Below are 20720 nucleotides of genomic sequence, written 5' to 3'. Positions count from 1 at the left end.
AAGCGCGCGCCGCTTACAACTGCACCTCGATGATTGAGGCCGGGTCGAGGCCCTGGCCGCCGGGTACGATGGCAAAGATTTCACCATCCACCAGGACATTCGCCCCGGTGCCATCTGGCCAGTCTTCGACCGTGATAGTCAGGGCGTCGAAATCGGTCACGATGCTGCCGTGCGGATTAATGGTGATGCCAATCACGTCCTCGGCAGGGTTGAAATCGGCAAAGGTGATCGGGCCATTGCCCAGTTCCTCGTTGGTGAAAAGATCCGCACCCGCTCCGCCGGTCAGCGTGTCATCGGCCCCACCCAGCAAGGTGTCATCTCCCTCGCCGCCAAAGAGTTCATCGGCCAGCGCGACCTCATTGGGTGAATAGCCACCACCATAAAGGATGTCATTGCCAGAATCGCCAAAGAGTTGATCCATACCGGTTCCGCCCTGGAGGCGATCATCGCCATCGCCGCCGGTCAGCGTATCATCATCATGACCACCAAACAGAATATCATCCCCGGCATTGCCGTTCACAATGTCATTGCCGTTATAGCCAACCAGGTAGTCGTTACCCGTGCCGCCATTCAGCGTGTCATCGCCTTCGCTTCCGGTGAATTCGACGGCGAAATCGATGGTGTCGGGGTCAATGCCCGCTGCATTGCTAAGCGTCGCAATGTGTTCGCCAGCGTAATACAGTTCGGCACTGGTTCCGTCGCTTGAGTCCGCAACGCTCAGGGCTCCGTCTAGAGGAGTTGTGCCAGGGTGGATATCGACATTACGATAAATTAGTCGGTCTTCGCCAGGAGCGAAATCGGAGATGATACTGACGTTGTTACCGTCCTGAAAAAGGTGGAATTCGTCGGTTCCTGCACCACCTGTCAGCGTTGACCATGAAGATGCAATCAAACGGTCATCCCCGTCTCCACCATTCAGGTCGCTGAAATCTCCCCTGTTTTCCAAAGTGTCATTGCCTTGGCTGCCGAACATACCAGCGGAACCTGCGTCATTGATCAGCCTATCATCTCCTTCGCCGCCATCCATGACGTCAGCGCCGTCGCCGCTATGAAGTGTGTCATCTCCCAAACCGCCATCCATGACATCACTGCCATCACCGCCATTCATGAAGTCCCGTCCAGCGCCGCCATCGAGGCTGTCACTACCTGCGTCGCCTGAAAGACGGTCATTGGCATCGCCGCCCGTGATTATGTCGTTACCTTCCCCGCCTAACAAGACATCCCGATCAGCACCGCCGGACAGTTGATCATTGCCTTCGCCCCCCACCAGGGTGTCGTTTCCGGCCAAGCCTTGGAGGATGTCGTCTCCATTTGTACCGGCCAGGCTATCAGAGCTGTCGGTACCAAGACCTGGGTCCACCTCATCACCTGGATCGTCGCTTGGGGTGTCATCGGAATGATCGGATTCGCTGTCGGAGCTGCCGATCAGTGCCAAAGAAAGTCCGAGAAATAAGAGAATAAGTGGGGACATGGGAATTACTCGTGCAAAAATTGTGAATCGGGGTCATTTTATAAAAAATTTATCTATTTGTGATTGCAAATCTATTTCCTTGTTTTTGTCATTGTTTTCCTAGTGGAAACAGTTGCTGGCACTGGCCACTACGTGGCCTGTTGTGCGGGCGCATGAGCGATGTCGGTTCCTGCAACAGGATTTCGCTCAGCTACAGGCGTGCGGGCGTTGGGCGGTGGCAGTCTTGCGGGCAGACAGGAGATTGCCATGACCCAGACGCTTTCGAAAACGCCAATGCCAACCAGAGAACGCAGCCGGGCCGGGGGGCGCAGTGCCCGACGGGCGGCGCGCAGCACGCGGGATGTCACCATGTTGCCGGGGCTCAAGCGCGGCATTCCGATTTGCGAGGTGATGGATCAGGAGCAGGTGGAACGCATCGATGCGGCCTCGATGGATATTCTGGAGAATGTCGGGGTGCAGTTTCGCGACCCCATCGCCTTGGAGGATTGGAAAAGGGCCGGGGCCAAGGTGGTGGGCGAGATGGTCTATCTTGACCGCGGGCTGGTGCGTGATCTGATCCGGACCATCCCGGCGGACTTCACCTATCACGCGCGCAACCCGGCCAATAATCTGCGTCTGGGCGGGCCGCATTCGGTCTTTGTGCCAATGACCGGCGCACCGTTTCTGCGCGATCTCGACGATGTGCGCCGTAACCCGCTGCTTGAGGATCTGGCGACCTTTCACAAGCTCAGCCACATGCTGCCCGCGCTGCATTCCAGCGCCCATCACATTGTCGAGCCATATGATCACCCGATCAGCCAGCGTCATTTGCGCATCACCTATTCCTCGATGAAATACAGTGACAAAATGTTCATGGGCATGACCACCAGCCCCAAGAATGCCGAAGACGTCATGGATATGTGTGCGATCCTCTTTGGCGAAGAGTTCATCGACAGCCACCCGGTCACAACAGGCAATTGCAACGGCAATAGCCCGCTGGTCTGGGATGAGACCATGCTGGGCGCGATGCGGGCCTTTTGTCGGCGCAATCAGCCGGTTCTGTGCTCGCCTTTCGTGCTTGGGGGCGCGAACACCCCGGCCTCGGTCCCGGCGACAGTCGCGCAATTGAATGCCGAGGCGCTGTCGGCTCTGGCCTATACGCAGGTGATCCGGCGTGGCTGCCCGGCGATTTACGGGCATTACCTGTCGACCGTGTCGATGAAATCTGGGGCACCGATGGCGGGGACGCCGGAGATCAGCCTGATGAATTTCATGATCGGTCAGATGGCGCGGTATTACGATGTGCCCTGGCGGACCTCGAACACGCTGGGAGGGGCCAAGAGTTTTGACGCGCAAGCGGGATATGAAAGTGCCACGACCTTGTCAGCGGTGATGCATTCCGGGGCCAATTATATCTGGCACTCGGCGGGTTGGAACGAGGCTGGGATGCATTGTTCGATTGCGAAATTTGTTGTCGATGCCGAGCAATGCGCCATGGCCTATCGCATGGCTCAAGGTCCGCAATGGGGCGATTTCGACGAGGCGGTGCGCGCTGTTCCGGATGTGGGGCCAGGCGGGCATTACCTGGGGCATCCGCACACGCAGGAGAATTTTCAGACCGCGTTTTTTATGCCGGAGCTGTTCGATAACAACTCGATCGAGCAATGGGTCGCAGAAGGATCAGTTGAGATCACCGAGCGGGCGCTGGGCTATGCCAAGACGCTGTTGTCTGAGTATCAGGAGCCCAAGCTGGATGAGGCGAAGAATGAGGAACTGCTGGACTATATCGCGCGGCGTGAACGGGAAATTCCGGCGAGTCACGAGTTGAATCAGGAGTATTGAGGATAGTTTGCACGAACAGAGGGGCGCACCCGAACCCGAGGGCGGCCCTCTGTTTGGCAATCCGTAGGTAAAAACCGCCATGATGGCAGAGTGTTTCGACGTCGCATATTCGCACCCGCCCTGGGGGCGGGGTCGGGTGCGAAACGGATTGCGGGCAATCCGGGAAAAGGTTTGGTTTTGCCTCTACGGCTCCAGCGTATAAAGAAAAACCTTGCCCGCGCCCTTGTCGCGGGTCACTTGGAAATCTTCACCGTCATATTCCCAAAGCTGGCAGTCTTCTTTGGTGGAATAGCTTTGCAACACACGGCAGAAATAGCCTTCTTTCCAGGCCCAGCTTCCGGTGATTTCCTTGCCTTTGAACACCACGATCAAGCGGCCATCGTTTTGTGCCAAGGCGGTTGTGTCGCCAAGGTAGAGCGTTTTGCCCACGGCCAATTCCACGAATTGCGACTCGGATTCGATGCGGGTGAAGCCCTGGGCTGAAACGGGGCCGGTCAAGCTGGCCAAAACGAGGGAGAAAAGCAGAAATCTGGTCATTTGGGCCTCTGATAGGGTGGGTAAGACAGTCACCACAGCGATAAAAGCCCGGGCAAAGCCGCGCCATGACCAAAATCAAGCATAAAAGCCAAGGAATGTGCACCAGAGCGGTTGACTCGGGGGGCAAGGCCAGTAAAAGGCAGGTTCCAGATTTTCACGTGGGCCCCACGCCCAGCGTTGCAGGAGATGACCCATGGCGAAGCCGACAACAATCAAGATCCGCCTGAACTCGACCGCAGGCACCGGCCACTTCTACGTGACCAAGAAAAACGCCCGTACCATGACCGAAAAGATGGTCATCAAAAAGTACGACCCGGTTGTGCGCAAGCATGTTGAATACAAAGAAGGCAAAATCAAGTAAGCCTTTTTTCGGTTCAACCGAGATTGCAAACCGCGCAGGGGTGACCCTAGCGCGGTTTTTCTTTGGCCAAATGGGAGAGAGACAATGACAGTCTGGCCAGACCCTGTTGAATTGCACGGAGCATTTGTCTCCGTTGTGCCCTTGTCGCAGGACCATCACGATGATCTGTGCGACGCCACCGAGGATGGGGAACTGTCCAAGCTTTGGTACACCTCGGTGCCGGATCGGGCGGGGATGCGGGCGGAGATCGACCGTCGTCGAAACCTCGCCACCATGTTGCCCTTTGCGATCATCGACACGGCCTCTGGTCGCGCGGTGGGCATGACAACCTATATGAATATCGATGCGGCCACCAAGCGGGTCGAAATCGGCTCGACCTGGTATCGCAAATCGGTGCAGCGCACGCCGTTGAACACCGAATGCAAGCTGATGCTGTTGCAACATGCGTTTGAAGAGTTGGATTGTGTCTGTGTGGAGCTGCGTACCCATTACGTCAATGTGCAAAGCCGCCGGGCGATTGAGCGGTTGGGGGCCAAGCTGGACGGGGTGTTGCGGTCGCATATGCGGATGCCGAACGGGACGTTGCGCGACACAGCGGTCTATTCGATCATCGCCAGCGAATGGGGCATGGTCAAAGCCAACCTGGCTTTCAAGCTTGAGAACATGGCGTGGTGATCAGGCAAAGCGACCAGAGCTTCTTTGGTCGCTTCGCATTTGCAGCATTGACCGGGGCCGCGCGCTTTGGCAGTGTCACAAGTGATGGTTCTGACGTCCCGACCATTGGTCGTCAGAGAATAGGGAACATGGTGCGCCTTACGGCAATTCCGCGACTGCCCCCGCAACTGTAGGCGGAGAGCCTGTCTGACAAACCACTGAAGCGAACCGCTTTGGGAAGGGTTGGACAAGCAGAGACCCGCAAGTCAGGAGACCTGCCATCAGAGTTGAAACGGAACCGGGCGGGGTGCCCTGGGGAGGCTTATGATGATGGCGCGTGCCAAAACAGATCTGATCGGCCCCAACCTCGCATTATGGCGCGGAGGGATGCCAGATGAACAAACCACTTTCCAGCAGGGGCTTGCGCACGGCAGTGGCGCATGAGCAGCCATTTCGGCTAACGCGTTGCACTGATTGCCCGCAGAGTGGCACCCCTTGCCGCGCCGGGTTGGAGATGCTGTTTCGCTTGCAAAAGGGCATGGCGGCGGCGGGGCAGGCGGTTGGTGAAGGTTTTCAGATGTCGGGCGAAATGGTGCTGGAGGGCTGTGCCCATCCTTGCCGGATGATGTATTTCGCTGAAAAGGGCGGGTGTTATCTGGTGGGCCATATCGCTGAAGATATGGAGGAGGCCGAGGCGCTGGCCCTGGCCAAGGGGCAGGGGGCTGGGCAAGAGGCCATGGTGATGGCGCTGGAGCAGGTGGCGCAGCCTTTGCAGTGAAGACGCGGTACGTCCTAACGGTGCGCTTTTTAACGCAGTACCAAAACGCAGGGTTTTCGTTGCACAAAACAAAAGGGCCGGTCGTTGTGACCGGCCCTTTGTTATGTCGTCGTGACAGGCGCGCTTATTCGCGGTCGCCCAGCAGTTGCAGCAGGAACATGAACATGTTGATGAAGTCCAGATACAGGTTCAGCGCACCGCTGATCGCTGCCTTGGCCAGCCATTCCTGATCGCCATGCTGAGCATGGGCGATATAGGTGTTCTTGATGTTTTGCGTGTCATAAGCGGTCAGACCGGCAAAGATCAGCACACCCAGAACCGAAATCGCCAGTTGCATGACGCCCGAGCCCAGGAAGATGTTGATGATCGACGCCACGATCAGGCCGATCACACCCATGATCAGGAAAGACCCCCAACCGGAGATGTCTTTCTTGGTGGTGTAGCCCCACAGGGACAGGCCAGCAAAGGAGATCGCTGTGATCAGGAAGACCTGAATGACCGAGAAGCCGGTATAGATCAGGAAGATCGAGCTGATCGACAGCCCCATCAAAGCCGCGAAGGCAAAGAAGGTCAGCTGAACGCCGGCGGCGGAGAGACGGTTCATCGCCGCACCAAAGCCAAAGAAGACAAAGGCCAGCGGGGCAAACATGATCACCCATTTCAGCGGGCTGGCATAGATCGCCATGCCCAGACCGGTCAGATAGGTGCCTTCATGCACCATGCCTTCGGCGGCATTGATATCTGTGGTGGTTGCCAGGCTTGCAATTGCCCAGGCCGCAGCAAAAGTGATCAGCATGCCGATCGACATGGTGCTGTACACTTTGTTCATATGGGCGCGAAGCCCTTCATCGATCGCGGCCGCGCGGGCACCAATGCCTGCGGAACGGACCGTGTCGTATTCAGCCATAAAAGCCTCCGTCAAAGAAACCGTACATGCGGGAACCGCATGGCGACGCGGGATCGCGTCGGATATGGCTCAGATATTGGGGATGTGGGCGGATTTTTCAAGGAATTCCGTACCACATCCGTAAAGATATCTGGAAACTTAGGGGCAAGATGCATTGATTTGAAGCCACTAGCGCAGGAAGAGCAATAAAGCAGGGGCTTTTGATGCGCATGAACTGGCAGGGGCAATTTCGAGCGCTCAAAGCCGCTGCTTTGCAACGCTTCCTGCGTCTGTCTCCTCAAAGGGGAGACAAATAAAATGGCGCACCTCTGGAGCGACGGATTTGGTTTGTCTTACCCCTGAGCTGCGTTGCATCGCCTGAAGAGACAACCGGTATTTCTGTGCTGATATGCTGTGTCTGGTGCAAGGTCAGGTAAACCAGTGGTGCCAATTCAATGCATCCTGACCTTAGTCACATGGAGCCGAAACTCTTATCAAACAGGAAATGTCCCCGGATCGCTTGCGATCCGGTTCGCGCCCGACCCCGCCCCCCTGGGCGGGCGCGAATTCGTCCCAACGTTTCAACAAGATGCACAGTTTTCTGATACCACCACCCAGTTGCCAAGGTTAGACGCGCCCACCCTCGGTGCCGGGCGCGAACCTGCGTGGTTGCTAGTTGTCTAAGTTGCGGATTTCGGTTCCAGGCGTCTGGCGTTTTATTTCAGCCAGTGGTTCGGCGCATCCCAGAAGGGGCGCGATGCTTCGGCCTGGGCCTGGTCCGGGGTCAGGCCAATATCGCTGAGCATGGTATCATCCAGCTCTGACAGGGACTTGCGCTGGTGGGACAGGGCCATCCAGTTCTGCATCATGGTCAGGGGACGCAGGGAAACAGAGGGAGCGTAGCGGGTTGCAACACGGATCATGATGGTCTCCTTCAAGATTTGTGATGGATTTGCGTTTTCGTATTTTTCCTGTTGATGGATATGGCCTCTTGTGTTTCATTTGTGAAACGAATGTTTTTGACGTCATCCATCAAGGTCTGTGATCAATGCGCAATCTCGACATCACAACACTGCGGTCATTCATGGCGGTGGCTAATGCGGGCGGCGTGACGCGCGCTGCCGGGTTTCTCAATCTGACGCAATCGGCGGTGTCCATGCAGCTCAAACGGTTGGAAGAAACGCTGAACCTGCAATTGCTGGATCGATCCGGGCGCGGCGTGACACTGACACCGGCCGGGGCGCAGCTGTTGACCTATGCGCAGCGCATCGTGGATCTGAACGATGAGGCTTATGCCAAGCTGACCGATCAGAATTGGGAAGGGGATATTGTTTTGGGCGTGCCCGAAGACATCGTCTATCCGGTGATCCCGCAGGTTCTGCATCGCATGGGTCGCACGCATCCGAGGGTGCGGGTGCAATTGATCACGTCGTTTACAAAGACCTTGAAGGAGAGTTTTTCGAAAGGGGAAGTTGATGTGATCCTGACCACGGAAACCGGGGTTGAGCGCGGTGGCGAAACCCTGGCCGAGGTGCCCCTGCGCTGGATTGGCGCACCGGATGGGCAGATGTGGAAGGCGCGGCCCCTGAGGGTGGCCTTTTGCCGCCGCTGCGTGTTCCGTGAAGACACGTTAAAGCGCCTGGACGAGGCGGGGATCGACTGGGAACTGGCGGTGGATTCCGACAGTGATGTCACGATTGATGCAACAGTCAGTGCCGATCTGGCGATCACAACCAAGCTGGAAGGCCACGCGCCACCGCATCTGGAGCAGATCGAGAATGGCAATGCACTGCCCGATCTTGGGACACAGCAGATCAACCTCTATACCGGTAGTGGCAAAACGCAGATGGTGGACACGCTGAGCAGCTACTTGCGTCAGGGCATGACGGCGGTGGCTTAGGGGCAGGATGCATTGATTTGACGCCACTGGTTCGCGTGGTCTTGCAGGCGCAAGGGGGGCTGCAAAGCAGCGGCTTTTTGGGGAAGTGATGAGGTAAGAGCCTCACGGAGTAGGCTGACACGTTTTTCTATGAAAAACATGTCCTTGTTCAAAGCGTTGTCGATTAGAAATGGATTGCTTAACGCTGCCTGAAATCAGAGATTTCAACGCGTGAAGCAATGCTTTTATATGCTGAAATCGAAACGCTATACGCGCCGCAAATTTTCGGAGAAATTTGAAGGAGCCTGGACAAGAGCCTCGCTGGGTAAGCCGACACGTTTTTCTTTGAAAAACATGTCCTTGCCTACGCGCCGCAAAAAAATCAGGGTTTTTTGCGGCGGGGACCACATCTTCCGTGTGGGTGAACGCATTCCCGAGGACCTGTATATACAGGTGGGCGCCAGGTAACGAAGCCACGGCTACGACAGAGCCAGCCCCCTCGGATTTGCTTAAGGCCACCGGAATGTACCCGTTCACGCAAAGCGCAGACCCCCGCCAGCGACTGACATAGGCGAGTGGGCCTAGGCAGACAAGGGCTCTCGGGTTTCTGGAGTGGCAGTTTCTCCGGAAAGATGCGCCAAAAGTGAGTTTTCAAAGAAATGTTGCCAGCCACGGGTGCAGACATCGTGGCAGTCCAAGCTCGGTGTGAGGCCGAGATGGGACAGGGTAATGCGCGACCCGTCGCCATCGGGCAGGATTTGCCAGATCAGCGATGTGCCCTGCCATTCGGTGGCGTCGGCCACATCCTCGATGATCATATTGGCCTCGCGGCAGGTCCAGACATAGGTGCCGTCGCGCATGGCAAAGTCGAAACTGACATGGGAGTTGCCGAAATGGATTGTCGCGCCGCGCTCGGTCTTTTCGACACGGGTTGACCACCAGATATGCATCTCGTCAAAGATCGCCTTTTGCGCGGCCTCGACCGAGGCCGGGGTGCGGATGGTGGCGGTGTAATCGTCGCCCATGGCGTGGAAATTACCCAAGAAGCCATGCCACCCCTTGTCGAGCGCCAGGACGAGCCCATAGCCTTCGCCATTTTCGGGCAGGCCGGAATGTTCCAGCGTCAGTTCGGTTCCGCCGGGCGCGGGGGCGAGCCGCCAGTCCACGGTGGACATGACGCCCTGCATCGGTCCGACGGTAAAGCTCCAGCGCATATGTTCGTGCGGGGTGGCCTTTTCGACCTCGCCCCAACACATACGTTCGCCATCTGCCGCTGAGAGCAGCGTATAGGGCTGGCCCTCGGCCAGATCCTCGGCAGCGGGGTGGAACCATTTGCCCATCAGATCGGCCTTGGTCAGGTGATCCCAGACGATGGCCGGGGCGGCGGGCAGGAATACGGTTTTGCGGATGGTCAGGGTCATTCTTTGTCCTCCAATTCGGTGTCTTTCAAATCTGATAACGTGTCGTGCAACGCGCCCAGATGGGTGTCCCAGAAGCTTTCGAAATAGGTGAGCCAGTTGACGACGGGTTTCAGCGCGTCAGCATTCAGCGATGACAGCGTTTCGCGCCCCGAGCGCCGCATCTGGATCAGGTTGCCGTCTTGTAGCACGACGAGGTGCTTTTTGACGGCGGCGCGTGTCATGTCGCAATGGGCGGTGATTTCGGCCAGGGTCATTTCCCGCGCGCTGAGACGTTTGAGAATGTCGCGGCGGGTGGGATCGGCCAGGGCGCGAAAGGCGGGTTGCAGATCGGGTGCGGCGCTCATGGTGTCACCGGCAGAAAATCAAACGCGCCGTCCTGATAGAGCAGGGTTACGCAAGGCGTTTCAGAGACGCAAGAGGAGACATGCGCCAGATTGGCCGGGATCTCGTAATACCCGCCCGGGCCGATTGGGGGGGCGGAGTGCGGGTCTTGCCCGGCGAGAACATGGGTCATTTCGCCCGAGACCATCAGCCCGATCATGGTGGCGGATTTGGTGTGCGGCGGGCTTTGCAATCCGGCGGGCAGGCGCACCATGGCAAAATAGGGATCGCGCATCCGGTCGCCGCGCAGCGGGGCAAAGGCGACGCCTTCGGGTGTTTTTTCCCAGTCGAGTGCGGCGGGCGGGACAAGGGTGATCTCGGCCTGCGCAAAGGTTGGCAGGAGTGTGAGACAGGTTAACAGGGGGCGGAGCATGGGGGCCTCGGCTAAAATGATTCCATTTGGTATCCTATTTATGGATACCTTTTGGTATCTCGTCAAGTGGGCGTGTCGGATTGTTTTGCGCCGGGCTGTCCTGGTCCATGGCAATTCTGTCAGGTCAGCCCTCAATTGGCCCTGCAATTCTTGATCGGTTGCCCGGAATTTCGCAGCCTGTCTGTGGCGCATCAAATTTTCAGCGCCGCATTTTTATGGGAGACGAAATATGACTATTCGGACGATGACTGCCGCTTTTGTTTTATCAGTCACGGGGTTTGTCAGTGCCCCCCAAACGGCCCTTGCCGGGGATTGTTGCATCCTGAAATCACCACAAAAGGGCACCGAGTTTTGTGTCCGGGCGACGGGGCCAATTTGTCAGGCAAACAGACATTTTTCGCAGTTCAAACCCAAGCTGTTTTGCCGGACACCCGGACGGAACCCGCCTGATTGCGTTCAGAACAAACCCAAAGGAGCCGCAATGGAAGGGGGCGGGGATTCACTTGAGCTCTCGGCCAAGTATCTCGAAATGGATCCCGAAGAATTGAAAGAGGCTTTGGGGAGCAAGGCGCGCGAATGAGCGATACATGGCCGTCCTGGCCTTTGGGTCAGGACGGCGTTTCGGTGGTGAGACCGTATTCTTCGACCTGTTCGGGCAGCAGGATATAGATTTCATCCGCTGGCGTGGCCAAGGCGTGGCGCATGATCAGGGGGTTTATGCCCATATCATGCAGGTAAGCCATGACATCGCCCTGGCCGCGCTGAATATCTTCGATGGCGATAAAGGCGGGCAGGTAGGTGTTTTTGTCAAAGTCGTGCTGATGCACCCCGATTGACGCGGATGGGGAGGCAAAGCGTTTTGCACCGCCAGAGAACAGGTAGGGGCAGGCGGAATAGCAATATTCGCCTGACAGGATGCGGGTCGCGATTGAGGCGGCGCGCAAGTGGCGGCCAAGATCCAGGGCGTCGCGGACCGAGCCGCCGGGGCTTTGCAGGATCAACTCGTTGACCGGCGGGTCTGAGCGGTCGATCTGGGCAATCAGGCGCGGGGCATCGCCGGGGGCGATCATGCCTTCGAGGCGATAGGTGCCGTCTTCGAAGGTCAAGGTCAGGCGGTCGGGCAATTGGCCGGGGTCGCGCACCGGCTGGACCTGCGGATTGTCTTCTTGCGGGCGGAATTGGCGGCGTTGATCGCCGGGGCGCACGGGTTGGCTGAGGCGCGGCGCGTCCGGGGCGAAGCTGGGCAAAGGCAGCCCGTTGCCCTGAATATCCCCCAGCACCAAAAGCGCGCCGATACCCAGTTGAAAGATCAGAACCGCCATCATGGTGCGGGCCACGGCGCGGGGGTTCATGAACCGCCCCCGGCCTTGCTGTCTGTGCTCTCGACCGGCTGAAGGTGGTCGGATTTGTCGGTGTCATGCAGGGGCGTGGGTGGTTCTGGGGCGGGCTGTGCGGCGGGGGCTGGCGGCTGGGCTGGGGCGTCAAGCACCCCCTCGACATCGCGCAAAGCGGTGACGGCGGCGCGCAGCTCGGCCAGGGTCAGCGTGTCTTCGACTCCGGCCCCCTCGCGCCCCGCGCGAATGGCGCTTTGGGTCACGGCAAGGATAAAGACCAGCACGGCGGGCAGCAGGTCAATGGCGATGGCCCCGGCCCAGGAGGGCACGAAATTGCGCGCATATAGAATGACCGCATCCGCTGCCGAAAGCGGTGTATAGGTGACATCGACCGGCGCGGTTTGGGATGACACCGATTGTGCCGCCTTTTCCAGCGTATTGGCGCGGGCGGCCAGAACATCCAGCACCGAGGTGATGGTGGAGGCCTGATCATTGCGATCCGCCGCTGTGCGCCCGTCAAGTTCGGGCAGGACAACAGAGGCGGCGAGGTCTTGGGCGGCACGTTCCACGAGTGTGGCAACCGACAGCTGGCGCAACCGGGTGATCAACCCTTGCAGGCGCACGGCGGCCTCGGAAAACTCGACCGAGCGCGCCTCGACATTGCCGGGTTCGACAGTAAGGGCGCGCATCCGTGACAGGATGGTGTTGCCTTCGGTAAAGGTGGCCTCGACCAGCGGGGTTTGCGCGGCGATCTGTTGCTCGAGCGCCGAAAGCTCGGCGGATTTCTGACGCAAGACGCGGAACACCGCCCCGCGTCCAGCGAGACCGGACAGGGTGCCCTCGGCCTCTTGTTCCGAGAGATCCTCGAACCCTTGCCGGGTGCGGGCGACATCGCGTTGCAACGCCTGACCCGACAGGGCGATTTCGTGGGCGCGTTCCAATGCGGTTTGGTAATCTTGCACGGTTTCGGCAAGGTGCTGTTCGACGGCGGCAGAGCCGGCCAGCGCGGCGGCGTTCAACCACGACGACATGGCGACAATGGCAAGGCTGCCGAGCCCCATCGCCGCCAAGAGTCCGGCGCGGGCACGGGCCGTGCGCACCGCAGGAAACAGCCGCAAAAGGTAAGACCAAAAGACAAAAATACCCACAGAAACGGCGACCGAATAGGCGATGGCGGCAAAGACCGACATGGCCCCGTTTTCATCCAACAGAGACGAGACGCCGAGATAGGTATAGATGCCCGAGGCGGTGGCGAGAACGCCAAGCGCTGTGCCGGAAAACGTATCGAGCCAGGTCAAATGGGTTTCCAGCTCACGCGAATAACGCACACCACGGGCCTCGGCCCGGGTGAGATGGGGATCGCTCATCTTGTCCTCTCCTGTTCGTTGCGAGGACTGTAGCCCAGATTTGGGGCTGGGAAAGGTGGCTTGCATTTGTTCACGAAATGTTCGATGTTTTGGGCATGATTTCGCGCGGATCAGAAGGATTGGGCACCGAAGGGTTGCAACCGGGGCAGGTTTTGGCCCGCGGGGTGGCGCGGCATCTGGCCAGCCATGGCTTTGCAACGATTGAGGAATTTGTCCCGGATCGCGGGCTGCGCGTGGATGTGATGGCGCTGGGGGCCAAGGGCGAGCTTTGGGTGGTTGAGTGCAAATCCAGCCGCGCCGATTTCATGAGCGATCAGAAATGGCAGGGATATCTGCCCTGGTGTGACCGCTATTTCTGGGCGGTGGATCAGGAGTTTGACGTTGATCTTTTGCCAGAGGGCACGGGGTTGATCATCGCCGATGGCTATGACGCTGAGATCCTGCGCATGGGGCCCGAGGACAAGCTGGCAGCGGCACGGCGCAACAAGCTGGTGCGCAAATTTGCCTTTCACGCCGCGCGCCGTCTGCACGCCCTGCGCGATCCGCGCCTATCGGGCCTGTTGAGCGTGGAGTGACCGGGGCGGTCTGGTCAAATTCCGTCGACGGAATTTGCAAAATTTTTAGATAAAAATTTTGGTTGCTCGCCGCGAGAGGTTAGGGCCTGCCCGCGCAACTGATGACAAGCCTTAGGATTTCACCTTGCGGGCGGTGGCCAGGGCCGAGCGCAGCTCTTCGATGATTTCCTCGGCCTCGTCTGGTTCGAAATCCATCGGGATCTCAAGGTCGCCGGCAAAGATGAACAGGCGCACCATGCCCTGATCGGTGGGGCCGATCTGAAGGTTGGCCTCGATCTCGCGTTCGGTATTGATACCCATTGAGCTGTCCTTTGTTTGTCACAACCAGCGAAGCCACTGGATTAAATCGAAAGGCGGCCTTTGCCAAGGGGTTGAGTTGTTGTCGGACCTGTTTCACCATGCCCCTATGGAGATTGCCCTGAAACATCTTGGCCCCGGGGATGCCGCATGGTTGGTGGACCAACATGGTCGCGCCTATGCCGAGGCAGAGGGGTTTGACGACACGTTCGGTCCGCTGGTGGCGCAAATCCTGGCGGATTTTGAGGCCGGGCATGACCCCAAGCGTGAGCGCGCCTTCATCGCCTGGCGGGGGGAGGAGCGACTGGGCTCGGTGTTCTGCGTGAAACTGGACGAGACTTGCGCCAAGCTGCGCCTGTTTTATCTGGTGCCTGAGGCGCGCGGGCTGGGTTTGGGGCAGCGTTTGCTGGATGTTTGCATGGGGTTTGCCCGCGAGGCCGGGTATGAGCGCATGCAGCTTTGGACCCATGAAAGCCACAAGGCCGCCTGCGCCCTATATGCCCGGAATGGTTGGGAGTTGCTGAGTTCCAAACCGGTTCACAGTTTTGGCGTCGATCTGGTCGAGCAAGCCTGGCAGGTCGATTTGACCGCAAAAATATGATATGAATTTTCTCGCAGATTCTCTCTTGCATTCATCGGAGGCGGGGGGTAAATCACGCGCCAGTGCCGCCTTAGCTCAGTTGGTTAGAGCGCCTGATTGTGGATCAGGAGGTCCCCCGTTCGAGCCGGGGAGGTGGTACCATCACACATTACATCATTGGTCGATGTTTCGTTGGTTTCGCCGGGTAGGGTCTGGCGGGAGATAGAAGAGCTGTCGGCATTTCAGGACCTCTTGCTGCGCCTTTGAAGTTGCGGGAGGATCCCAAGCGTTCGGTCGCGACCAAGTTTGTACATTAGAGGCGGCATGGTCCCCTGCGAGCAGTCCCTCCCAAGTGTAAGTTCAGATGTTCTCGGGCTTTCTCCATTACCGCAGATCAATTTTTAGCTGGGGTTCTCCGTTACTGGTTTTTTCAGCCGAATGCCCTTTGGGTCCAACGACGCCACGAATTCGTTTACGCAAATTGGAAAACCGCTTTGAGCGGACAACGTCAACGGCTTCGTGCAAGTCCAGACCCACGTGGAACCATCCGGGTTTGACTATTTTGATGGAAACCACTGTTGCGCGAAACGGTTGCGACAAATAGGTGCCGTTGACCGTTTCACCGACGGCCCACCCCTTGGGCGGTCCGTTCCTGATTTCTGCGCGCATGGTGTTCCAATCGCGGAACCCATGCTGATGGGCCACACGTTCAAGCGACTGGGCATGACCGATCGGCGTGCCTGCCTCGGTCAATTTCCTGCGTAGGCGTTTGGCCAGGTCCTTGGCTTCTGTCAGTGAGGGAAGAGGGCGGGTCATAAGGCAACGCCCTTTGCACTGTGGAAAATTCCCCATTTCAAAGCCGTTTTTCGGGCTGCGTGCCAAAGAACGATCATCGTGATGCCCAACATGATCACTTCGGCAATGGGGCCTGCATACCAGATGCCTAGTTCACCAAACCAAAGAGGCATCAAGAACGTCAGCGGAATCGCAACGGCATATGGCTTGGTCAAACTGAGCAACGCGGCTTTGCCCGCCAACCCGATCGCTTGAAAATAGGTTGCGAGCATCATCAATGGCCCGACCAAAAAGAAGACGCTGGTCATGACTGGCAAGATGCGTGCGACCTCCGCAATCACTGCTGGTTCTTTGACAAAGGTGCTGGCGATCTGGCTTGGCAGAGCCATCACCAGGGCTTGGACCACCACGCAATAGATGAACGCCACCCAAAGCGCCATGCGCAGGCTTTTATCGGACCTGTGCCAAAGTTCGGCACCGTAGTTGTTTCCGGTGATTGTTTGCATCGCAAAGGACAGCCCCAGCAGCGGCAGGAAGGCAAAAGTGATGACCCGTGTGATGATCCCATAGGCGGTAATCGTATCTGTGTAGCCGGGGTGCCCGACCCATTGTAAAGCGGTGATGATCGCAGCCGAACCGAGGGCCAGCCCAATGAAGTTCAGGCTTTGTGGCGCGCCCAGTGAGAGGATGCGCCCCCATTTCCCCAGCAGCGAATGGGACAATAGAGTGGTCGGGCGCAAAGGTGTTTCGCCAAAAACACGGAAGGCCAGGATGATGACAAGGGCAAGCGCCTGTGCCGCCGCAGTGCCATACGCTGACCCCGCGACCCCCAGGTCCAGAACGGCGATCAGGAGGTAGTTGAAACCAATATTGGCAGTCGAGACCAGCAGGCTCATTGCAGCCATGAATTCAACACGCCCCTCGTTGCGCAATGCGTCAGAGTTAACCGATAAGACAAAAAGCAACGGAGAACAGCAAATCGTGATCCGCAAGTAAATCAGACCCATTCGCGCCAATGTCTCAGACCCGCCTGCTGCCAATATCGCCATTGGCTGGCCAACCAGAAAAAACACCGTGATCAGGATTGCGGCCAAAGCGACGGCCAATCCGTGGGCACCTGCGAATGTGGCCCGCGCGCTATCGACATTTCTTGCACCGAGGGCGCGCGCCAAGAGGCTCGACATACCGTTCGCCACAAGTGTGGAAAGCGCGACGACCAGCATATAGATCGGAAACATCAGCGTGACGGCGGCCAGTGCATCCGGCCCAACGTAAAGGCCCAGAAACAATGCGTCTGCCACAGTAAGCAACCCGTTCATCCCCATCACAAATATGATCGGTAACGCGGTTTTCAGATAGATTTTGCCAAGCGGCCCATCTGTAAATGTATTGGTGGGGGTCTCAGTCATATCCCGTAACTCTCTAGCCAATTCGCGCAGCAAAGATGGGACCCGCATTACCATCCGCGCGATATGCGGACAGAGATGGATAGATATTTACGTCGCAGAACTTAACCAAGACAAATGTCAGCGGGTGGCAGGCGTCTGCAGCCTGCGGGTTCTTAAACCGGTGGGTATCCGGAGGTCAAGTCGTCAGGTGCTGGCTTCTCTGGCCCCGAGTTTTCATGCAGTGCCGCATGCCTTGGCGGGTCGGGTTTGGGGGCTGTGACAGCATAATGCGCTGCGCATAATGCGGTTAGACGCTTCGCAGGCAAACTAAGACCCTAACTCCCCGTTTTATTGACAGCTTTTAAGTGATCGATGAACAAGCGCAGAGGGACGATGTTTCGGTATTCACGCGGAAAGTAGATATAGGTGCCAGGCGTCTTGCCGATGTGATCTTCTAGGACCGGAACGAGTTGTTCGTTTCTAACTTGCGTTGCACAGTAGTCTTTGAAGGTGAATATCAACCCAAGGCCCCGCGTCGCCAGATCGACCATTGCGGGAAGTGTATTGGCGATCAATGGGCCCTTTACCTCGACCGCATAGTCTTCGTCATGCCTTTTGAACGTCCAAGGGGCGATATGGCGGGATGTGGGGAAACGATACCGGATGCAGTCGTGATCCAGTAAATCAGATGGCGTTTTTGGCGCGCCATGCTTCTGCAGGTAAGAGGGGCTGGCAAAAACGGCCAAGGGTTCGGCCCTGCTAATGCGCACTGCGACCATATCGGGTGCGATACGGTCCCCCAATCGGAACCCTGCGTGAAGCTCTTCTGCCAGCAAATCCGTGAGTGCATCGGTGAACTGCATCTCGATCTCAATCTCAGGAAAGGTGTCGCAGAAACTGGGCAATGCTGGGCCGACATAGAGTTCATGGACAAAATCCGTCATCGCCAGACGCAATGTGCCACGCGGTGCATGGCCTACAGAACGCGCGGTTTCCACCGCATCGGCCAGTTGATCAAAGGCGGGACCTGCCCCTCGCAGCAGGGCGCGCCCGGCTTCGGTTAGGCTGAGCGAGCGTGTTGTTCTGATGATAAGCGCCGTGCCCAACTGATCCTCAAGTGACTTGAGTTGGTGGCTGACAGTGGAAGGTTGCAAGCCAAGCCGCTGGGCCGCGCCCTTGAAAGACCCTTCCCGGGCAATGGCATTGAATATTTCGAGCGTTGGTAAGGGCAATCTCATAATTCGATTTGATACATGATAGTTGTGAAAAATGCATGTATTATCTTGTTTGACCTAAAGGGTTAGCTCTCTCCGTAAGACAACGAACTTGATGGAGAGACTTCATGAAAACGATCAATCTGCAAAACACACCTGAATTGAAGGGCGTCCTTTCCGAGGAGGTTAGCTTTGACAGCCATGGCGCGACGCTGCGGGGTGTTCTCTATAAACCTGAGGGTGCAATAGCGCCATTGACCGCTGTTATTGTCACTGGAGCCTGGACCACCGTCAAAGAGCAAATGCCGGGCACCTATGCCCGCGAATTGGCTGCGCGTGGCCTTGCGGCACTTGCCTTTGACTTCACCGGTTGGGGCGAAAGCGACGGCGCACCCCGCTTTGTCGAGGATCCCGCCGTGAAAACAGCCGATATCAAAGCCGCGACCAGCTATTTGAACAGCCGTGATGATATCGACGACATTTCCGGTCTCGGCATCTGTGCCTCCTCGGGCTACATGGCGGTGGCGGTTGCTGACGATGCGCGATTGAGCAAGTTGGCGCTGGTGGCACCCTGGTTGCATGATCCCGAAATGGCTGAAGGTATCTATGGCGGTGCTGAAACCGCTGCCAACCTGATTGCTGCCAGTGATGCCGAAGGCGCTGCTGAAACCGTTTTATTGGGGGCCAGCGCAACCGAAGAAAACGCCGTCATGTATCAGGCACCATATTACAGCGAAGAAGATCGCGGCCTGATCCCAGCCTATGACAACAAGTTTTCGGCGCTCAGCTGGAAGCCATGGCTGACCTATGACGCTCAAGCCTCGGCAGATCGTCTGACCAAGCCGATTCTGATGGTCGGCTCGCCGTCCATTGCCTTGCCAGCTGGGGCGGTAGCCTATGAAGCCCGCACGAATGCGCCGTTCGAAAAAATCTGGCTGGGCGAGGATGTCACGCAGTTCGATTTCTACGACCGCGCAGATGTTGTGAAAGCCTCAGTCGACGCAGTTTCTGACTTCTTCAAATCCTGAGGAACACCCCCATGAAATCACTTATCCAACTCTCCCTTGCGACTGCAGTATTCATCACCGGACAAACCGCTATGGCTGACACACCCGAAAACAATATCAAAGTTGTGCAAGACTTCTTTGCGGCCTATGGCGCGAACGATCCCGACGGTATTGCCGCTGTCATGGACGAAGATGTGATATGGCACATTCCTGGCCGCCACCCGCTCAGCGGCACCAAGAACGGTCGGGACGAAGTGCTCGCCTTCTTCGCCCAATTGGGGGCCGCCAACTTCCAGGCCGACCCGATATATTTTGGCGCAGATGAAACACATGTCGTGGACATCCATCGTGGTTGGTCGAATGCCGAGGGCAAGCCAAATGTCGATACGACATGGGCGCTGGTCTACCGGATTGAAAACGGAAAGATCGTCGAGGCGACAAATCTGTCTGCCGATCAAGATGCGGCCAACACATTCTTTTGGTCGCAGTACCAATTGAAGCCCGTCCCGTCCCGTCTTGCTGATTGACCGCGCTCGGCCCGTGTTGCTCGCAACTGAGAACACGGGCTTTTCCAAAGGAGAATTCTGATGACAACCGACATTTCAAACACCGTTGCGCGGTTCTTTGCTGCGGTCGACCGTTGCGATTGGGCCGCGGTTCGGGAGCTGATGACCAACCCCTTCCACGTTGATTACTCTTCCTATGGCGGTGGGCCCGCTTCGGACGTGACACCAAGAGGGCTGACAAGCGCATGGGCGGATTTGCTGCCCTTCTTTGATCAGGTTCATCATCAGATCGGCAATCTGATTATCGAGCAACAGGGTGAAACTGCGAAGGTCCAGTGCCACGGGATGGCCACGCATTTCATTGCGAATTATCCCGGTGGAGATTTGCAATTGGTTGTAGGGACTTATGATCTGACGCTCGCGCGGATGAATGGATTTTGGAGGCTGTCGTCGATGCGTTTCAACTTCAAATTCGCATCGGGAAACGCAGATCTCGCTGCTGAGGCCGGGCGTAGAGCGGCCAATCACACTAGGGAGAAACGCAATGCTTAAACCTTTGTTCCTTGGATTGATCACTGTGGCAAGCCCTGCCTATGCGCAGGATCTTCCCCGCGCCATTTCCTGCTATCAGAACAGCACAAATGCAAAGGACATCAATGCCTATATGGCGTGCTTCATAGAAGAGGCCGAGATGACAGATGTCTCACGCAGCTTCAGCGGACAAAAGGCGATTGCTGCTTGGGCAGAGCGGGAGGTGATTCCCTATGGGGAAACGTTTCAGCACCGGGAAATCTTGGAACTATCCGTGGGCTATGCCAAAACCGAAGTTACCTGGCTGAGTTGGATCGTTCATTATTCCTATTGGTGGGATAGAGAGGACAAGATCACAAGAATGTCGCTGCAATACGCAAATTAGGGTCTGTAGATAAATCGACGGCAAAAGAAAGCATTCGCAACACCCACATGTACTCAAGGCCTATCGCGCAGGCGGGTGAGATTGGTGCAGCTGCGCCAAGCCTATCTTGAGAGATCTCGGCATCAAATATTCTGATACTGATCCACGTGCTGAAGGACAGAGTTATAGCATGGCAGCAA

24 protein-coding genes, 1 tRNA gene, 1 other RNA gene and 1 riboswitch are annotated in these 20720 nt (G+C 57.3%); of the genes, 12 read left to right on the top strand and 14 right to left on the bottom strand.

All coding sequences use genetic code 11. The features are described from left to right. Window positions 1-13 precede the first annotated feature (13 nt). The gene (locus CLV87_RS01390; RefSeq protein ID WP_099244033.1) at window positions 14-1471 is read right to left on the bottom strand and encodes a calcium-binding protein; all 1458 of its coding nucleotides are present in this window, start codon (window positions 1469-1471) and stop codon (window positions 14-16) included. Window positions 1472-1717: 246 nt separating this feature from the next. On the opposite strand from CLV87_RS01390, the gene CLV87_RS01385 reads away from it, so the two are divergent. Then, window positions 1718-3292, top strand: a complete 1575-nt coding sequence (locus CLV87_RS01385; protein WP_235871806.1) for a trimethylamine methyltransferase family protein — start codon at window positions 1718-1720, stop codon at window positions 3290-3292. Between the two features lie 183 nt (window positions 3293-3475). On the opposite strand, the gene CLV87_RS01380 is transcribed toward CLV87_RS01385, so the two are convergent. Continuing rightward, window positions 3476-3829 (bottom strand): dihydrodipicolinate reductase, encoded by a 354-nt coding sequence (locus tag CLV87_RS01380; protein WP_099244035.1) that lies wholly within the window; start codon window positions 3827-3829, stop codon window positions 3476-3478. A gap of 193 nt (window positions 3830-4022) precedes the next feature. On the opposite strand from CLV87_RS01380, the gene rpmG reads away from it, so the two are divergent. The 3 genes from rpmG to CLV87_RS23745 all read left to right on the top strand — a co-directional run bounded on the left by rpmG (window position 4023) and on the right by CLV87_RS23745 (window position 5622). Further along, window positions 4023-4190 (top strand): 50S ribosomal protein L33, encoded by a 168-nt coding sequence (gene rpmG / locus CLV87_RS01375; RefSeq protein WP_008233681.1) that lies wholly within the window; start codon window positions 4023-4025, stop codon window positions 4188-4190. Between the two features lie 84 nt (window positions 4191-4274). Then, window positions 4275-4865 carry a GNAT family N-acetyltransferase gene (locus tag CLV87_RS01370; RefSeq protein ID WP_099244038.1) on the top strand — a complete coding sequence of 197 codons (591 nt, stop codon included), beginning with the start codon at window positions 4275-4277 and terminating at the stop codon, window positions 4863-4865. 68 nt (window positions 4866-4933) lie between these two features. Next, window positions 4934-5141: riboswitch (cobalamin riboswitch) on the top strand. Window positions 5142-5238: 97 nt separating this feature from the next. Beyond that, entirely contained in the window at window positions 5239-5622 is a 384-nt protein-coding gene (locus tag CLV87_RS23745) for a hypothetical protein (RefSeq protein WP_166652641.1), read from the top strand. A 124-nt stretch (window positions 5623-5746) separates the two neighbouring features. On the opposite strand, the gene CLV87_RS01360 is transcribed toward CLV87_RS23745, so the two are convergent. Continuing rightward, window positions 5747-6529, bottom strand: coding sequence for a Bax inhibitor-1/YccA family protein (locus CLV87_RS01360; protein ID WP_099244040.1), 783 nt, complete (start codon window positions 6527-6529; stop codon window positions 5747-5749). 695 nt (window positions 6530-7224) lie between these two features. After that, on the bottom strand, window positions 7225-7431 hold the full coding sequence (locus CLV87_RS01355; protein WP_099244042.1) for a DUF1127 domain-containing protein: 207 nt from the start codon (window positions 7429-7431) through the stop codon (window positions 7225-7227). A 125-nt stretch (window positions 7432-7556) separates the two neighbouring features. Between CLV87_RS01355 and CLV87_RS01350 the strand changes: the two genes are divergently transcribed. Then, on the top strand, window positions 7557-8408 hold the full coding sequence (locus CLV87_RS01350; protein ID WP_099244044.1) for a LysR family transcriptional regulator: 852 nt from the start codon (window positions 7557-7559) through the stop codon (window positions 8406-8408). A 376-nt stretch (window positions 8409-8784) separates the two neighbouring features. Here the strand turns inward: CLV87_RS01350 and ssrS are convergent. The 6 genes from ssrS to CLV87_RS01320 form a co-directional block, all read right to left on the bottom strand. Next, a non-coding RNA gene (ssrS, locus tag CLV87_RS01345) (6S RNA) lies at window positions 8785-8941 on the bottom strand. A gap of 27 nt (window positions 8942-8968) precedes the next feature. Then, window positions 8969-9808, bottom strand: a complete 840-nt coding sequence (locus CLV87_RS01340; protein WP_099244046.1) for an SRPBCC family protein — start codon at window positions 9806-9808, stop codon at window positions 8969-8971. After that, window positions 9805-10152, bottom strand: a complete 348-nt coding sequence (locus tag CLV87_RS01335) for an ArsR/SmtB family transcription factor (RefSeq protein WP_099244048.1) — start codon at window positions 10150-10152, stop codon at window positions 9805-9807. Before CLV87_RS01335 ends, CLV87_RS01340 begins: the two co-directional genes overlap by 4 nt. After that, the gene (locus CLV87_RS01330; protein WP_099244050.1) at window positions 10149-10562 is read right to left on the bottom strand and encodes a cupin domain-containing protein; all 414 of its coding nucleotides are present in this window, start codon (window positions 10560-10562) and stop codon (window positions 10149-10151) included. Before CLV87_RS01330 ends, CLV87_RS01335 begins: the two co-directional genes overlap by 4 nt. A gap of 608 nt (window positions 10563-11170) precedes the next feature. After that, a complete protein-coding gene (locus CLV87_RS01325; RefSeq protein WP_099244054.1) occupies window positions 11171-11914 on the bottom strand; it encodes a COG3904 family protein in 744 nt (247 codons plus the stop codon). After that, window positions 11911-13263, bottom strand: coding sequence for a hypothetical protein (locus CLV87_RS01320; RefSeq protein WP_099244908.1), 1353 nt, complete (start codon window positions 13261-13263; stop codon window positions 11911-11913). The genes CLV87_RS01325 and CLV87_RS01320 overlap by 4 nt, the downstream gene beginning before the upstream one ends. A gap of 77 nt (window positions 13264-13340) precedes the next feature. On the opposite strand from CLV87_RS01320, the gene CLV87_RS01315 reads away from it, so the two are divergent. Beyond that, window positions 13341-13838 carry an MmcB family DNA repair protein gene (locus tag CLV87_RS01315; protein ID WP_235871805.1) on the top strand — a complete coding sequence of 166 codons (498 nt, stop codon included), beginning with the start codon at window positions 13341-13343 and terminating at the stop codon, window positions 13836-13838. Between the two features lie 111 nt (window positions 13839-13949). Here CLV87_RS01315 and CLV87_RS01310 read toward each other — a convergent pair whose 3' ends face one another. Next, window positions 13950-14138 (bottom strand): DUF6324 family protein, encoded by a 189-nt coding sequence (locus CLV87_RS01310; protein ID WP_099244056.1) that lies wholly within the window; start codon window positions 14136-14138, stop codon window positions 13950-13952. Between the two features lie 106 nt (window positions 14139-14244). Here CLV87_RS01310 and CLV87_RS01305 point away from each other — a divergent pair, with 106 nt between their 5' ends. Then, entirely contained in the window at window positions 14245-14736 is a 492-nt protein-coding gene (locus tag CLV87_RS01305; RefSeq protein WP_099244912.1) for a GNAT family N-acetyltransferase, read from the top strand. 64 nt (window positions 14737-14800) lie between these two features. Beyond that, window positions 14801-14877, top strand: a tRNA-His gene (locus CLV87_RS01300). A gap of 222 nt (window positions 14878-15099) precedes the next feature. Here CLV87_RS01300 and CLV87_RS01295 read toward each other — a convergent pair. The 3 genes from CLV87_RS01295 to CLV87_RS01285 form a co-directional block, all read right to left on the bottom strand. Continuing rightward, on the bottom strand, window positions 15100-15531 hold the full coding sequence (locus CLV87_RS01295; protein ID WP_099244058.1) for a glyoxalase superfamily protein: 432 nt from the start codon (window positions 15529-15531) through the stop codon (window positions 15100-15102). Continuing rightward, entirely contained in the window at window positions 15528-16919 is a 1392-nt protein-coding gene (locus CLV87_RS01290; RefSeq protein ID WP_099244060.1) for an MATE family efflux transporter, read from the bottom strand. The genes CLV87_RS01295 and CLV87_RS01290 overlap by 4 nt, the downstream gene beginning before the upstream one ends. A gap of 314 nt (window positions 16920-17233) precedes the next feature. Continuing rightward, a complete protein-coding gene (locus CLV87_RS01285; protein ID WP_099244062.1) occupies window positions 17234-18136 on the bottom strand; it encodes a LysR family transcriptional regulator in 903 nt (300 codons plus the stop codon). Between the two features lie 104 nt (window positions 18137-18240). Between CLV87_RS01285 and CLV87_RS01280 the strand changes: the two genes are divergently transcribed. Genes CLV87_RS01280 through CLV87_RS01265 form a run of 4 tightly spaced genes read left to right on the top strand, consistent with a single transcriptional unit; the run spans window position 18241 to window position 20541 of the window. Continuing rightward, window positions 18241-19140 carry an alpha/beta hydrolase gene (locus CLV87_RS01280; protein WP_208293317.1) on the top strand — a complete coding sequence of 300 codons (900 nt, stop codon included), beginning with the start codon at window positions 18241-18243 and terminating at the stop codon, window positions 19138-19140. An 11-nt stretch (window positions 19141-19151) separates the two neighbouring features. Then, window positions 19152-19646: a nuclear transport factor 2 family protein gene (locus CLV87_RS01275; RefSeq protein ID WP_099244064.1), complete on the top strand. Its 495-nt coding sequence runs from the start codon at window positions 19152-19154 to the stop codon at window positions 19644-19646. A gap of 60 nt (window positions 19647-19706) precedes the next feature. Continuing rightward, window positions 19707-20177, top strand: a complete 471-nt coding sequence (locus tag CLV87_RS01270) for a nuclear transport factor 2 family protein (protein ID WP_099244066.1) — start codon at window positions 19707-19709, stop codon at window positions 20175-20177. After that, a complete protein-coding gene (locus CLV87_RS01265; protein WP_099244068.1) occupies window positions 20170-20541 on the top strand; it encodes a hypothetical protein in 372 nt (123 codons plus the stop codon). Before CLV87_RS01270 ends, CLV87_RS01265 begins: the two co-directional genes overlap by 8 nt. The last annotated feature ends 179 nt before the right edge of the window (window positions 20542-20720 follow it).

The organism is Pelagimonas phthalicica, from assembly GCF_004364805.1.
Taxonomy (GTDB): Bacteria; Pseudomonadota; Alphaproteobacteria; order Rhodobacterales; family Rhodobacteraceae; genus Pelagimonas; species Pelagimonas phthalicica.
The sequence above is the reverse complement of the archived record's forward strand: the minus strand, read 5'-3'. Positions and strand labels throughout refer to the sequence as shown.